Annotated in this window: 13 protein-coding genes; 3 read left to right on the forward strand and 10 right to left on the reverse strand. The window is 72.6% G+C overall.

Translation table 11 applies throughout. The annotated features are described in order from the left end of the window. Positions 1-106: 106 nt before the first annotated feature. From recX to MTQ01_RS22620, 6 genes are all read right to left on the reverse strand, one after another. A complete protein-coding gene (recX, locus tag MTQ01_RS22595) occupies positions 107-781 on the reverse strand; it encodes a recombination regulator RecX (RefSeq protein ID WP_247492690.1) in 675 nt (224 codons plus the stop codon). A 3-nt stretch (positions 782-784) separates the two neighbouring features. Further along, positions 785-1,930: a recombinase RecA gene (gene recA / locus MTQ01_RS22600; protein WP_247492692.1), complete on the reverse strand. Its 1,146-nt coding sequence runs from the start codon at positions 1,928-1,930 to the stop codon at positions 785-787. A gap of 426 nt (positions 1,931-2,356) precedes the next feature. Then, positions 2,357-2,551: a DUF3046 domain-containing protein gene (locus MTQ01_RS22605; protein WP_247492693.1), complete on the reverse strand. Its 195-nt coding sequence runs from the start codon at positions 2,549-2,551 to the stop codon at positions 2,357-2,359. A 201-nt stretch (positions 2,552-2,752) separates the two neighbouring features. Next, the gene (locus MTQ01_RS22610; protein WP_247492694.1) at positions 2,753-3,064 is read right to left on the reverse strand and encodes an AzlD domain-containing protein; all 312 of its coding nucleotides are present in this window, start codon (positions 3,062-3,064) and stop codon (positions 2,753-2,755) included. After that, complete coding sequence (locus MTQ01_RS22615) at positions 3,061-3,840, reverse strand: AzlC family ABC transporter permease (RefSeq protein WP_247492712.1); 780 nt, start codon at positions 3,838-3,840, stop codon at positions 3,061-3,063. Before MTQ01_RS22615 ends, MTQ01_RS22610 begins: the two co-directional genes overlap by 4 nt. Before the next feature lie 339 nt (positions 3,841-4,179). Beyond that, entirely contained in the window at positions 4,180-5,028 is an 849-nt protein-coding gene (locus MTQ01_RS22620; RefSeq protein ID WP_247492713.1) for an AraC family transcriptional regulator, read from the reverse strand. Between the two features lie 348 nt (positions 5,029-5,376). On the opposite strand from MTQ01_RS22620, the gene MTQ01_RS22625 reads away from it, so the two are divergent. The 3 genes from MTQ01_RS22625 (at position 5,377) to MTQ01_RS22635 (ending at position 11,148) form a co-directional block, all read left to right on the forward strand. Then, positions 5,377-9,999, forward strand: a complete 4,623-nt coding sequence (locus tag MTQ01_RS22625) for a DEAD/DEAH box helicase (RefSeq protein WP_247492695.1) — start codon at positions 5,377-5,379, stop codon at positions 9,997-9,999. Between the two features lie 34 nt (positions 10,000-10,033). Next, positions 10,034-10,825: a DNA-formamidopyrimidine glycosylase family protein gene (locus MTQ01_RS22630; RefSeq protein ID WP_247492696.1), complete on the forward strand. Its 792-nt coding sequence runs from the start codon at positions 10,034-10,036 to the stop codon at positions 10,823-10,825. Between the two features lie 80 nt (positions 10,826-10,905). Beyond that, a complete protein-coding gene (locus tag MTQ01_RS22635) occupies positions 10,906-11,148 on the forward strand; it encodes a hypothetical protein (protein ID WP_247492697.1) in 243 nt (80 codons plus the stop codon). A gap of 77 nt (positions 11,149-11,225) precedes the next feature. On the opposite strand, the gene MTQ01_RS22640 is transcribed toward MTQ01_RS22635, so the two are convergent. The 4 genes from MTQ01_RS22640 to rimO all read right to left on the reverse strand — a co-directional run bounded on the left by MTQ01_RS22640 (position 11,226) and on the right by rimO (position 14,411). After that, complete coding sequence (locus MTQ01_RS22640; protein ID WP_211041145.1) at positions 11,226-11,606, reverse strand: helix-turn-helix domain-containing protein; 381 nt, start codon at positions 11,604-11,606, stop codon at positions 11,226-11,228. A gap of 90 nt (positions 11,607-11,696) precedes the next feature. Then, on the reverse strand, positions 11,697-12,254 hold the full coding sequence (locus MTQ01_RS22645; protein ID WP_247492698.1) for a CinA family protein: 558 nt from the start codon (positions 12,252-12,254) through the stop codon (positions 11,697-11,699). Continuing rightward, positions 12,244-12,942, reverse strand: a complete 699-nt coding sequence (pgsA, locus tag MTQ01_RS22650) for a CDP-diacylglycerol--glycerol-3-phosphate 3-phosphatidyltransferase (RefSeq protein WP_247492699.1) — start codon at positions 12,940-12,942, stop codon at positions 12,244-12,246. Before pgsA ends, MTQ01_RS22645 begins: the two co-directional genes overlap by 11 nt. Beyond that, positions 12,939-14,411, reverse strand: coding sequence for a 30S ribosomal protein S12 methylthiotransferase RimO (gene rimO / locus MTQ01_RS22655; RefSeq protein ID WP_247492700.1), 1,473 nt, complete (start codon positions 14,409-14,411; stop codon positions 12,939-12,941). The genes pgsA and rimO overlap by 4 nt, the downstream gene beginning before the upstream one ends. Between the last annotated feature and the right edge of the window lie 27 nt (positions 14,412-14,438).

The following is a 14,438-nucleotide window of genomic DNA, read 5'->3' on the forward strand; positions in this document are numbered from 1 at the left end:
CGGCGGACGGCGGACGGCGGACGGCGGAACAGTGCCCGGCCCTCACCCGGTCCCGGCTCACCGGGTCTCGGTCCGCCCGGTCCCGGCCCACCCGGAGCCAACCGCCTCAGTCGTCCGGCAGATGATGCTCCAGGAGCTCTTCCTGCTCCCCCTCCTCCTCAAGTGCCTGTCTGACCACTCGCATTGCCAGTCCCTGGCCGTATCCCTTGCGGGCGAGCATGCCCACCAGCCGGCGCATCCGTCTGGCCGGGTCCACTCCGCGGGTGGAGGCCAGCTTCCGGTCCACCAGGCGCCTGGCGGTCAACTCCTCCTGCTCGGGGTCGAGTTGCTCGACAGCCTCGGAGATCACCTCGGAATCGACTCCCTTGGTCCGCAGCTCCCGGGCGAGTGCGCCGCGCGCCAACCCTCTGCTGCGGTGTCTGGATTCCACCCAGGCACCGGCGAACGCGGCGTCGTCGATGAGGCCCACTTCCTCGAAGCGGGACAACACTTCCTCGGCTGCCTCCTCGGGAATCTCCCGCTTTCGGAGAGCTTCGGCCAACTGCTGTCTTGTGCGAGGAGTGCCCGTGAGCAGCCGCAGACAGATCTGCCGCGCCCGCTCCGCCGGGTCGGTGGACTCCGAAAGCTCGTCCTCAGCCTCACGGCCCCGCCCGCGCGAGCGCCTGCCCTCGCCGAACTCCCCCGATCCGCGCGGTGGCCCCGCTCCGGCCCTCGACGGACCGGGGCCACCGCTGTCATCAACCGGTGCTGCGTCGACCGCCCACTCGGTGCGTCGTGTCACCGGTCAGCTCTTGGCAGCGCTCGGCTTGGCCTTGCTCTTCGATGCGGCGGTGGTCGCCTTCGCGGCCACGCCGGCTCCGGCACTCGTGGCCAGAGGATCGGCCGCAGGACCACCAGCCGCATCGGCGCCGGGCTCAGCCTCGGGAGACTCGGTGCGCACACCGATGCCCAGCTTCTCCTTGATGCGCTTCTCGACCTCGTTGGCGAGGTCCGGGTTGTCACGCAGGAAGTTGCGGGCGTTCTCCTTGCCCTGGCCGAGCTGGTCGCCCTCGTAGGTGTACCAGGCGCCGGATTTGCGGATGAAGCCGTGCTCCACGCCCATGTCGATCAGACCGCCCTCACGGCTGATGCCGACGCCGTAGAGGATGTCGAACTCCGCCTGCTTGAAGGGCGGTGCCACCTTGTTCTTCACGACCTTGACACGGGTGCGGTTGCCGACCGCGTCGGTGCCGTCCTTGAGCGTCTCGATCCGCCGAATGTCCAGCCGGACCGAGGCGTAGAACTTCAGCGCCTTGCCGCCGGTCGTGGTCTCGGGGGAGCCGAACATGACGCCGACCTTCTCCCGAAGCTGGTTGATGAAGATGGCGGTCGTCTTCGAGTGGTGCAGAGCACCGGTGATCTTCCGCAGCGCCTGGCTCATCAGCCGGGCCTGGAGACCGACATGGGAGTCGCCCATCTCGCCCTCGATCTCGGCCCGGGGAACCAGCGCGGCGACGGAGTCGACCACGATCAGGTCCAGCGCACCGGAACGGATCAGCATGTCGGTGATCTCCAGCGCCTGTTCGCCGTTGTCCGGCTGGGACAGGATGAGCTGGTCCACATCGACCCCGAGCCTCTTGGCGTACTCGGGGTCGAGCGCGTGCTCGGCGTCCACGAACGCCACGGTGCCGCCGGCCTTCTGGGCGTTGGCCACGGCGTGCAGGGTCAGCGTCGTCTTTCCGGAGGACTCCGGGCCGTACACCTCCACGACCCGGCCCCGGGGCAGGCCACCGACGCCGAGCGCGACATCCAGCGCGGTCGAGCCGGTGGAGATGACCTCGATGGGCTCGTTCGGCCGCTCGCCCAGGCGCATCACGGCGCCCTTGCCGAACTGTCGTTCAATCTGCGCGAGTGCGGCGTCGAGCGCCTTCTCGCGGTCCGTACCTGCCATGGGTGCCACCCGGTTTGCTTGAGTCGATCGCTTCACGTCCGAGACGCTAGCGGCTGCCACTGACAATCGGTCCGGCCGTGACCACCTGGCCACCCCGGCACACCCATGGGAATCCATGTTCGATTTACGTGTCAAGTGCCGCCACGCACCCTGTGGATAACTCGAATTCGCAGGTCACGGCGGTACGGATGCGTCACACCGGGCGGTGGAGCCGGGGCGTGACTCAAACGAGTGACCGCGCAGAATCAACCGCAAGGCGCACGAAAGCACACATTCCGAAATCACCGATCCGGCCCGGCACTTGAGCCGGGTGGAACGAAGGAGCGGCGGTTCCGGTCCGGACCGACCGGCGCACTCCACCGGCGCGGGGCGAGTCCCTGCGCCGGCCGGCGGCCGCCCCCGCCACCGCCCGGCGTCGAGCCGTTGTCAGCGCAGCTCGGCGGGGACGTCGACGGCCTGGCACACCGCCCGCCAGACGCTCTTGGCGTCCCACCCCGCGTCCAGCGCCTCGTGCACCGTGCGCCCACCGAGTTCCGACATCACATGGTCGCGCGCGAAGGAGTCCGCGTAGGCGGCTCCGAAGTGGGTGGACATCCGCTCCCAGAAAATCGTCAACCGCATGGCCCCAGTATCACGCGCTCGACACCGAGCTCCGTCACCCCGAACGCCGGAACGCTTCGGACACGGCAGACACCGCGAACACACAGACATGGCAGACACACAGACACCGCAGACACAGCAGACACAGCAGACACAGCAGACACCGCTGCGAACGCCGTGAGCCCCGGGAGCCCCGGGAGCCCCGCGCCATGGGGCCCGCAGTCAGCCGCCCAGCGCCCTGGCGAGTGCGGTGACCAGTACGGCGACCGCGATCACCACCAGGAACGGTGCCCTCAGCACCAGTGCCACCGCGGCAGCACCGACCCCCACGGCCCTGGCGTCCAGCACCACGCTCCCCGAGTCCGTGCCGAACGTCTGGAGCGCGGTGAGCGCCGACAGCAGAGCGACCGGGACCAGCACCGCCACCCGTCGCACCAGCGGACGCTCCAGGGCCCCGGCCGGTACGGACAGGCCCAGGAGTTTGACCAGATAGCAGCCGACCGCCGTCAGCCCGATCGCCGCCCAGACCGTCACCGCCGCTCCTCCCCGCCGCGCGGCTCCTCGCGCTCCTGCGCGCCCGTCCGCACCTCGCCCCCGCACGGCTCCGTGCCCGGCTCGGGGCCCCGGCCCGCCGGCCCGGGGCCTCCCGTGTCCAGATCCAGTGCGGCCCGTCTCCCGCGCAGCAGCAGAACCAGCGGCGCGGCCGCGGCGGCCACCAGAATCGGCACTCCCGAGGGCAGCACCGGCAGGCAGCCCAGTGCGAGAACGACTCCGACACCCGCGACGAGCCGCTCGGTTGTCGTACGCAGCATCGGTGCCAGCAGCGCCAGGAACACCGCGGGCCCGGCGGCGTCCAGACCCCACTCCTGCGGGTCCCCCAGCGCCTCCGCTCCGAGAGCTCCACCCGAAGTGGTGAGATTCCACAGCAGGAAAAGGCTCAGCCCGGTGAGGGTGAATCCGAGTCTGGCGGTGCGCGCGGTCGGTTGGGCCAGCGCGACGGCGGCGGTCTCGTCGATGACCCAGTGCGCGGCGAACGGCCGCTGCCAGCGCGGCAGTTGGAGCAGCGGGCCGAGCCGCAGACCGTAGAACGCGTTCCGTGCGCCGAGGAAGAACGCGCCGGCAGCGGCGGTCAGCGGGTTGCTGCCGGCGGCCAGGGCGCCGACCAGGGCGAACTGCGAGGCGCCGGTGAACACCAGCAGACTCAGGGCACAGGTCTGGGCGACATCGAGCCCCGCCCCCACCGAGGTCACGCCGAAGGCGAAACCGGAGAGGCCGACCGCGATGCCGACTCCCAACGCGTCCCGCACCACCGCCCGTTCACCGGGACCGAGCCCTCGCCGCCGGGCCGTCCCGGCTCCCCCGCCGTCCGCGACCGGTCCGATGTCGGGGCTCTCTCCGCTGCCGCCGGGGCCGCGCGGACCCACCGGCAGCTCCTCGGACGGCACCGCACGCCGTTCCGACCTCACCTCTTGCTCTTCGCTCACCCGCGAAGGCTAGGGAGCCCGCTCCCTCCAGGTCTTGTACGTTCTTGCACCCCACAACCTCACAACCCCACGCACCACACCCCCGCACCGCGCCACACACACCGCACCCCCACGCCATGCGCCCGCCCGCCCCGTCCGTCCGGGAGCGCACCGCAGCCGGCACGCTCACCTCCCGGGCGCCGCCGCCAGCCGCTCGCGCCGGTACGCGCCCGGGGGAACCCCGACGATGCGACGGAAGTGCCGCCCCAGATGGGCCTGGTCGGTGAACCCCACCGCCGCAGCGGCCTCGGCCGGCCGGACTCCGACGTCCAGCAGTCCGCGCGCACGCCGTATCCGCGCGTCCGTCAGCCAGGCGTGCGGAGGCATCCCGTAGCGCGCACCGAACGCCCTCGTCAGCGCGAACGGGCTCGTCCCGACCTCCGCGGCCAGTTCCTCCAGGCTCGGCGGCTCGGCCATACGGCTCTCCAGCACCTCGCGAGCCGCCGCCGCGTTCCGCGCGCCGGCTCCTCGGACCGTACGGACCGGCAGCGGCCCGCCGTGCCGGTGCAGCAGCCGTTGGACGACCTCCCGCAGCAGGCTGTCCGCGGCCAGCGCGTTCCCCTCCTCCGCCGCACGGTGCACCGCGGAGATCAGCGCGCAGGTCTCGCCGTCCCGTACGGCCGGGACGGCGAAGGCGGCCGTACCGCGCAGGGTGGTCGTCTCCCGGGCGACGGCGGCCACCAGCTCGCGCGACGGGTAGAGGGTGTCGTACGCCCAGCCCTCCGGCGCGCCGGCTCGTGCGGTGTGCGGCACCTCGGGGTTGATCATGACGACACCGCCCGGTACGACCGAGACGGCGCCGTCCGGCAGCCCTACTGTCTCGACACCACCGGTGACCGCAGCCAGGACGTAGCCGTCGTGGCTGTGCCGCGAGAACGTGTGCCGGACATAGCGGGCGCGCAGCAGCTCGGTGTCGGGCAACTCCTCGTAGCGCCAGTGCCTGGCCCACTCCCCCGCAGCCGCTCGGTCCGACACCGCGGCCTCCGCGAAGGTGGCCTGGTCGGCGGGTCGCGCCGCTGTGGGACCCGCACCGCCGCGCCCGGCGCCGACGCACCGGCCGCTCTCGGGTCTGCCGTAGTCCTGTCCCACCCGGCCATTGTCGCCAAGTCGCTCTTCCCGCGCGCCGCGGCCCGGACTGCGAGACAGGCCCCGCGACGTCTCCCCTGCTCCGCGCAGTGCCCACTCCGCACCGATGCACGGGTACGGCCGCCCCCCGCGGGCCGGCACACCCGCCCCTCCCGCGCCGCCCTGCGGGGCACCGCCGCCCGCCCGCGCGGATCGGCGCCGACGGTCGATGTCAGTGGTCCGGTGCACCATGGGGACATGAGTCAGTCAGCGGCTCTCGACGCCTTCTCGCCCGCCACCCGCGCCTGGTTCACGGCGGCCTTCAGCGCGCCCACCGCCGCCCAGGAGGGTGCCTGGCAGGCGCTCGCCGAGGACGCTGACGCGCTGGTGGTCGCGCCGACGGGTTCGGGCAAAACCCTGGCGGCGTTCCTCGCCTCGCTCGACCGGCTGGCATCCGTTCCGCCGCCGGCGGACGCCCTGCGGCGCTGCCGCGTGCTGTACGTCTCGCCGCTCAAGGCGCTCGCCGTCGACGTCGAGCGCAATCTGCGCAGCCCGCTGACCGGCATCCGCCAGGAGTCGATACGACTCGGCCTCCCCGAGCCGGAGGTGCGGGTCGGAATCCGTTCGGGGGACACCCCGGCCGTCGAGCGGCGGGCCATCGCGCGCCGTCCGCCGGACATCCTGATCACCACGCCCGAATCGCTCTTTCTCATGCTCACCTCCGCCGCCCGGGAGGCGTTGCGGGGCGTGGAGACGGTCATCCTGGACGAGGTGCACGCCGTCGCGGGCACCAAGCGCGGCGCCCATCTCGCTCTGTCCCTGGAGCGGTTGGACGAGCTGCTGGACCGTCCCGCCCGCCGCATCGGGCTGTCGGCGACGGTGCGCCCGGTGGAGGAGGTGGCGAGGTTCCTCTCCCCTCAGCGGTCGGCGAAGATCGTGCAGCCGCCGTCGACGAAGCGCTTCGATCTGCGGGTCGAGGTCCCGGTCGAGGACATGGGCGAGCTCGGCGGCTCTCCCGTGCAGGAGCAGGGCGGAGCCGCCGAGAAGCCCTCGATCTGGCCCTCGGTGGAGGAGCGGATCGCGGACCTGGTCCAGGAGCACAGCTCGACCATCGTCTTCGTCAACTCCCGCCGCCTCGCCGAGCGTCTGTGCAACCGGTTGAACGAGATCGCCTACGAGCGTGCCACCGGCGAGCCGCTGCCCGAGGCCCACTCGCCCGCGGAGCTGATGGGCGGTTCCGGCGGCGCGCTCGGCGCCGTGCCGGTGCTGGCGCGCGCCCACCACGGTTCGGTCTCCAAGGAGCAGCGCGCCGAGGTGGAGGAGGAGCTGAAGGCCGGCCGGCTGCCCGCGGTGGTCGCCACCTCCAGCCTGGAGCTGGGCATCGACATGGGAGCGGTCGACCTGGTGATCCAGGTCGAGTCGCCGCCCGCCGTCGCTTCGGGGCTGCAGCGGGTCGGGCGCGCCGGCCACCAGGTGGGCGCGGTCTCCAGCGGCGTGGTCTTCCCGAAGTACCGCGGGGATCTGTTGCAGTCCGCGGTGGTGACCGAGCGGATGCGCGAAGGTGCGATCGAGGCACTGCGGGTGCCCGCCAATCCGCTGGACGTGCTCGCCCAGCAGCTCGTGGCGATCACCTCGGTGGAGAGCCGGGACGTGGAGGAGCTGCTGCGCCTGGTTCGCCGCGCCGCGCCGTTCGCCGCACTGCCCGAGTCCGCGTACCACTCGGTGCTGGACATGCTCGCGGGTCGCTATCCCTCCGACGCCTTCGCCGAGTTGAGACCGCGTCTGGTGTGGGACCGGGTGGCGGGGACCGTCACGGGCCGGCCCGGGGCGCAGCGGCTGGCCGTGACCTCCGGAGGGACGATCCCCGACCGCGGTCTCTTCGGGGTCTTCCTCGCCGGCTCCGACCCGCGTCGGGGCGGGGGCCGGGTCGGCGAGCTGGACGAGGAGATGGTCTACGAGTCCCGGGTCGGTGATGTCTTCACTCTCGGCACGACCTCGTGGCGCATCGAGGACATCACCCGCGACCGGGTGCTGGTCACTCCGGCTCCCGGGGTTCCGGGCCGGCTCCCGTTCTGGAAGGGAGACCAGCTGGGGCGTCCGCTGGAGCTCGGCCGGGCGCTCGGCGCCTTCGTCCGGGAGGTCGGCGCGCTCCCCCGCCGGGCGGCCGAGGAGCGGCTGTCGGCGGCCGGTCTCGACACCTCGGCCGTGCGCAATCTGCTGGAGTACCTGGCCGAGCAGCGCGAGGCGTGCGGCCATCTGCCCGACGACCGCACCATCGTCGTCGAGCGCTTCCGGGACGAGCTCGGCGACTGGCGGGTGGTGGTGCACTCGCCGTTCGGCGCGCAGGTGCACGCGCCCTGGGCGCTCGCGGTCGCGGCCCGCCTGACCGACAGATACGGGCTGGACGCCCAGGTCATGCACGCCGACGACGGCATCGTGCTGCGCCTTCCGGACGCCGATCTGCTGGAGTACGACCTCGACGCCGACCTGGACCCGGAGCGCGCCCAAGACCTCGGCCGGGCGCCTCTCGCCGTCCCGCAGGACGGCAAGCCGCCGGTGGCCGCCTCCGATGTGCTCTTCGAGGCAGGCGAGGTGGACGGGCTGGTCACCGAGCAGGTCGGCGGCTCCGCGCTGTTCGCCGCCCGGTTCCGCGAGTGCGCCGCCCGCGCGCTGCTGCTGCCGCGGCGCAATCCGGGCAGACGCACCCCGCTGTGGCAGCAGCGCCAGCGCGCTTCCCAACTTCTCCAGGTCGCCTCGGAGTTCGGGTCGTTCCCGATCGTGCTGGAGGCGGTGCGCGAGTGCCTCCAGGACGTCTTCGACGTGCCCGGCCTCACCGAGCTGATGGGAGACATCGAGTCCCGCCGGGTGCGGCTGGTGGAGGTGACGACACAGGACCCGTCGCCGTTCGCCCGCTCGCTGCTGTTCGGCTACGTCGCCCAGTTCCTCTACGAGGGCGATTCACCGCTCGCCGAGCGCCGGGCCGCGGCGCTGTCGCTGGATTCGGGGCTGCTGGCGGAGCTGCTGGGGCGCGCGGAGCTGCGCGATCTGCTGGACGCCGACGTCGTCGCGGAGCTCGAGCGCGAGCTCCAGTGGCGCACCGCCGAGCGCCGGATCGGTGACGTGGAGGCGGTCGCGGACGCGCTGCGGGTCCTCGGCCCGCTCGCTGCCGAGGAGTTGACCGAGCGGGGCGCCTCGCCGGAGTGGGCCGAGCAGCTGGAGCGCTCCCGGCGTGCGGTGCGGGTGCGCATCGCCGGGGACGAGCGGTGGGCCGCGATCGAGGACTCGGGAAGGCTGCGGGACGCGCTCGGGGTGGCGCTGCCGGTGGGTGTCCCGGAGGCTTTCACCGAGCCGGTCGGGGACCCGCTCGGCGATCTGCTGGGCCGGTTCGCGCGTACCCACGGCCCGTTCACCACGGAGCAGGCAGCCTCCCGTTTCGGTCTCGGTGTCGCGGTGGCCGACGGGGCACTGCACCGGTTGGCCGCCGAAGGACGCCTGGTGCAGGGCGAGTTCCATCCGGCCAGAGCCGGCGGCGGCCAGGAGTGGTGCGAGTCGACGGTGCTGCGCCGGTTGCGCCGCCGCTCCCTTGCGGCGCTGCGGCAGGAGTTGGAGCCGGTTCCCGCCCCGGCGCTCGCCGCGTTCGTCCCCCGCTGGCAGCACCTGGACGGCGCCGGGCTGACGGGCCTGGACGGGCTGTCCAGGGTGGTGGAGCAGTTGCAGGGTGCGGCGGTCCCGGCGTCCGCGCTGGAGCGTCTGGTGCTGCCGGCCCGGGTGCGGGGGTACGACGCGACCCTGCTCGACGAGCTGACCGCTTCCGGCGAGGTCGTCTGGGCGGGGGCGGGCGCGCTGCCCGGCAAGGACGGCTGGATCGCTCTCTACCCGGCCGAGGTGGCGCCGCTGCTCCTGCCCGAGCCGCTGCCGCTCGAGCTTTCGGCTGCGCACCGTTGCGTGTTGGAGGCGCTCTCCGGCGGTTTCGGGCTGTTCTTCCGGCAGCTGCTGGAGCGGGCGCGGGCCACCGACCCGGACCTCGGCGAGTCCCAACTGGCGGATGCGGTCTGGGATCTGGCCTGGTCCGGCCGGCTGACCAACGACACCCTGGCCCCGCTGCGGAATCTGCTGGGCTCGGGCCGCACAGCCGGTTCCACCGCGCATCGCGCTCGTCGGCGGACGCCCAGGGGCCGCTACGGCTCTCTGCCGCGCACCGCCTCCCGGGTCGGTCCGCCGACCGTGGCGGGGCGCTGGTCGCTGCTCCCCGACCGGGAGCGGGACCCGACGGTGCGCGCGCACGCGCTGGCCCACACTCTGCTGGACAGACACGGTGTGGTCACTCGCGGCGCGGTCGCGGCGGAGGGCGTGGCGGGTGGTTTCGCCGCGGTGTACCGAGTGCTGGCGGCGTTCGAGGAGAGCGGCCAGACCCGTCGCGGGTATGTCGTGGAGGGCCTGGGCGCCGCCCAGTTCGCGATGGCCGGGGCCGTGGACCGGCTGCGCGCGGCGCACACGTCGCGCGAGCGCGCCGAGCCGTCGGAGGCGGTGCTGCTCGCCGCCGCCGATCCCGCGCAGGTGTACGGTGCCGCGCTGCCCTGGCCGGATCCGCCGGAGGGCTGCGGGCACAAGCCGGGCCGCAAGGCGGGTTCCCTGGTGGTCCTGGTCGACGGCGAGTTGGTTCTCTATCTGGAGCGCGGCGGCAAGACCCTGCTGTCGTGGTCGCCGTCGCTGTTGCCGCAGGCGGTGGAGGTCCTTGTCGACGCGGTGCGCCGGGGCCGGGTGGGCCCCCTCACCGTGGAGCGGGCGAACGGCTCGCCCGCTCTCACTTCACCGCTCGGGCAGCAGCTGGAGGCGGCCGGTTTCCACGCCACCCCGAGAGGGCTGCGGCTGCGCCCCTGAGCGGTGACCGACGGCCCGGAAGGAGGGAAGCGGCGTGCCCGAGGGAGACACGGTCTGGCGTACGGCCCGGCAGCTGAACGACGCGCTGGCGGGGTCCGAGCTGGTCTCGGCGGATCTGCGGGTGCCGCGGCTCGCCACCGTGGATCTGGTGGGGCGGGAGGTGCTGGAGACGCTCCCGCGCGGCAAGCATCTGCTCACCCGGCTCTCCGGCGGCCTGACGCTCCACACCCACCTCGGGATGGAGGGCAGTTGGCGCTGTGGCCCGGTGGGCTCGCGCTGGAGCGGTGGGCCCGCGCACCAGGTGCGGGCCGTCCTCGCCGGTCCCGAGCAGCAGGCGGTCGGCTACCGCCTTCCGGTTCTGGAGCTGCTGCGCACCCGCGAGGAGGAGTCGGCCGTCGGCCATCTCGGCCCGGATCTGCTCGGGGAGGACTGGGACCCCGGCGAGGCGTGGCGGCGGCTGACCGCCGAGCCCTCGCGCCCTCTCGGAGAGGCGCTGCTCGACCAGCGCAATCTGGCGGGCGTCGGGAACGTCTACCGTTCCGAGCTCTGCTTCCTGGTGCGGTTGCTGCCCTGGGCTCCTGTCTCGGCCGTCTCCGACCCGGACCGCCTCCTGCGGCTGGCCCACCGGCTGCTCCTCGTCAACCGCGACCGGTTGCGCCGTGCCACCACCGGCGAGCGCCGTGCCGCCGGCCGTGCGCTGTGGGTGTACGGGCACCGAGCGGCGCCCTGTCTGCGCTGCGGAACACCGATCCGCCGCGCCGAAGTCGGGCCGCCCGACCGGCTCCGCCCCGTCTACTGGTGCCCCCGCTGCCAGCACGGCCGATAGTCCGCGGCTGCCGGCCCCACCACCCGTTCTGCATGCGCTCCCACGTCATACGGCGTTCGTAGGGCACCGCCTGCACGGGTATGAGCCCGAGCCCCCAGCTGCCGACGAGCACCGCCGCCTCCCAGGCACCGGCCGTCTGGGGTGCGGTGGTCAGGCGCCACAGCGCGAGCGCACCGGCGAGCACGCAGCAGACGGCGAGGGAGATGCGGCACATCCTGGATATGCACATGCCGTCCATGCTCACCGAGGGGGACCCGTCCCGCGAGCGCGCCGCTGTACGGCCCTTCACCTCGACGGTGCGGACGAACTCCTGCCGCTGGTGAGTCCGGGCGCGGCCCCGACACCAGCAGAGGCGCCGGGAGGATCACTCCCGGCGCCTCTGAAGGCTTGTGGTGACGCGTCAGGCGGCGACGACGTCCACGGCCTCGGCAGGTCGCTTGATCGTCACCCGCTCCCCCGGGCGGCTCGTGACCGAGGTCACGGATACAGGGTTGAGCATGGGTCGCATCGGCGCAGGCACCGCATCTTGTGTCGCGGACTGTGCCAGCTCGGCGAGTGCCAGCTCATCGCTGACCTCCCGCATCAGCTCGGACATTCGGATGTCCAGCGCGTCACAGATCGACGAAAGCAGCTCGGAGGAAGCCTCCTTCTGCCCCCGCTCGACCTCGGAGAGATAGCCGAGAGAGACGCGCGCGGATGCGGAGACTTCGCGCAGGGTACGGCCCTGACGCTGGCGCTGCCGACGCAGCACGTCACCAAGCAGGCGACGAAGCAGAATCATCGGTGGCTCCCTCCTCGGACCGCGTTCCTGAATCCTTCATGCCCCACCGTACCGTCTACAACCGTGGTAGCGCGGGGCGCTATCTCGTGTTCACTCAGGGCGGTAAACATCAGGTCCCCCATTTTGCTCCGTATGATTCGTACCGCGTCGGCCCACGGGCTCCCCGCGGTGTTCCGCGATACGCGCGCACAGCAGTTCAAGCGCCGCACGCACGCTTTTGTTCCGGATCTCGCCGCGCTCCCCCCGCAGCACAAGTCCTTCGACGACCGGGGCTGCCGACGTCGGACCGGCGACCGCGACGAAGACCGTGCCGACCGGGGCGCCGTCCTGCGGCTCCGGCCCCGCGACTCCGGTGGTCGCAAGCCCCCACTCGGCGTTCAGCAGACGCCGTGCGCCGATCGCCATCTGCCCGGCCACCTCCGGCTGCACCGCGCCGCCGGTCGCCAGCAGTCCCTCGTCCACGCCGAGCAGCGCGCTCTTGAGGTCCGTCGCATACGCCGTCACCCCGCCCCGGAAAGCACGGGAGGCGCCCGGAACGTCGGTGAGCGCGGCCGATACCAGCCCGCCCGTCAGCGACTCGGCCACCGCAAGACGCTGGCCTGCGTCGATCAGCAGGCCGAGCGCTCGTGCAGCGGGCTCATCGCTCACGCGGCTCCTCCTGCGGCAGGTCCGCCGGCTCGGGCCGCACCGCGGCGACCGGCCCGCCGGAAGCCGCCGCGAGGCCTGCGCGGCGCAGCACGACCGCCTGGCGCACGTAGTCCGCGGCCGTCAGCACCGTCAGCACGACGGCGACCGCCATCACCCACCAGCGCAGCGTGGCCAGCGGCCCGGTGAGCGCCAGGATGTACATGCCGACGCCGACGCCCTGGGCCAGCGTCTTCATCTTTCCGCCCCGGCTGGCCGGGATGACGCCGTGCCGGATGACCCAGAACCGCATCAGAGTGATGCCCAGCTCCCTGGCGACGATGACGCCTGTCACCCACCAGGAGAGGTCCCCGAGCGACGAGAGGCAGATCAGGGCGGCACCCATGATCGCCTTGTCCGCGATCGGGTCCGCGATCTTCCCGAAGTCGGTCACCAGGTTGTAGCGCCGGGCCAGTTCGCCGTCGAAGAGATCGGTGATCATCGCGATGGTGAACGCCGCCCACGCCAGTGAGCGCCAGGCGGGGTCGTGCCCCCCGGCCACGAGCATCAGCGCCACGAAGGCGGGCACCAGGCCCAGCCGGATCATGGTCAGAATATTGGCGATGTTCCACAGGCTGACCTGCCGCGGGGCGGCCTTCGTGGCACGCGCCACGGATCCGCCTCCCGCGGCCGAAGCCGGAACACCGGTCATAGGGACGCCTCCCCGCCCGGCAACGGCTCGGCGACCAGGTCGACGCCCTCGCTGGCCACCGCCTTGGCGAGCACCAGCCGGCCCGGCTGCGGCTCGCGGCCTTCGGCCCAGTCGCCCAGCAGCCGCACCTGCCCGTCGGTCTCCGGTGCCTGGTGCAGCGCGCGGCCGAGCACGCCGTCCTCGCCGTCCACCGATTCCACCAGGACGGACAGCGTCTCGCCCAGACGCTCTTCGGCCCGCTGCGCGGTCAGCTCCTCGGCCAGCGCACTGACCCGGGCGAGCCGCTCGGCGACGACGTCCTCGTCGTGCTTGTCCTGGTAGCCGAGCGCCTCGGTGCCTTCCTCGTCGGAGTATCCGAAGACCCCGATGGCGTCCAGCCGCGCGGCTGCGAGGAACCGTTCGAGCTCGGCGACGTCGTCCTCGGTCTCGCCGGGAAAACCGACGATGAAGTTCGACCGGACACCGGCCTGCGGGGCCTTGCTGCGGATCGCCTCCAGCAGCTCCAGGAAGCGCTCGGTGTCACCGAAGCGGCGCATGGCGCGCAGCACCTTCGGCGCCGAGTGCTGGAAGGAGAGGTCGAAGTAGGGGACGACCTTGTCGGTGCCGGTGAGGACCTCGATCAGCCCGGGCCGCATCTCGGCGGGCTGGAGGTAGCTCACCCGTACGCGCTCGATGCCCTCGACCGCCGCCAGCTCCGGCAGCAGGGTCTCCAGCAGCCGGATGTCACCGAGGTCCTTGCCGTAGGAGGTGTTGTTCTCGGAGACGAGCATGACCTCCTTCACGCCCTGCTCGGCCAACCACCGCGTCTCGCCCAGCACATCGGAGGGCCGACGGGAGATGAAGGAGCCGCGGAAGGAGGGGATGGCGCAGAACGAGCAGCGCCGGTCGCAGCCGGAGGCGAGCTTCACCGAGGCCACCGGGCTGCTGCCGAGCCGGACGCGCAGCGGCGCGCGGGGGCCGGAGGCGGGCGCCACACCTTCGGGGAGGTCCTCGGGCGCCGAGTCTCCGTGGCCCGGCAGGGCGACGGAGCTGCCCTGGCGCTCGGCGGGGCTGATCGGCAGCAGCTTGCGCCGGTCGCGCGGAGTGTGGGAGGCGTGGACGCCGCCCGAAAGGATGGTCTGCAGTCGGTCGGAGATCTGTGCGTAGTCGTCGAAGCCGAGCACTCCGTCGGCTTCGGGCAGCGCCTGGGCGAGGTCCTTGCCGTACCGCTCGGCCATGCAGCCGACGGCGACCACGGCCTGCGTACGGCCGTGGTCCTTCAGGTCGTTGGCCTCCAGCAGGGCGTCCACGGAGTCCTTCTTGGCGGCCTCCACGAACCCGCAGGTGTTGACGACTGCGACATCCGCTTCGGCGGCTTCCTCGACGAGATCCCAGCCGTCCGCTGCCAAGCGGCCTGCGAGCTCCTCCGAGTCCACCTCGTTGCGAGCACAGCCAAGAGTGACAAGGGCGACGGTACGGCGTTCGGGCATGGGCTCAGCCTACTTCGTCCCGCCCCG

The organism is Streptomyces sp. XM4193, from assembly GCF_023072595.1.
Lineage (GTDB): Bacteria > Actinomycetota > Actinomycetes > Streptomycetales > Streptomycetaceae > Streptomyces.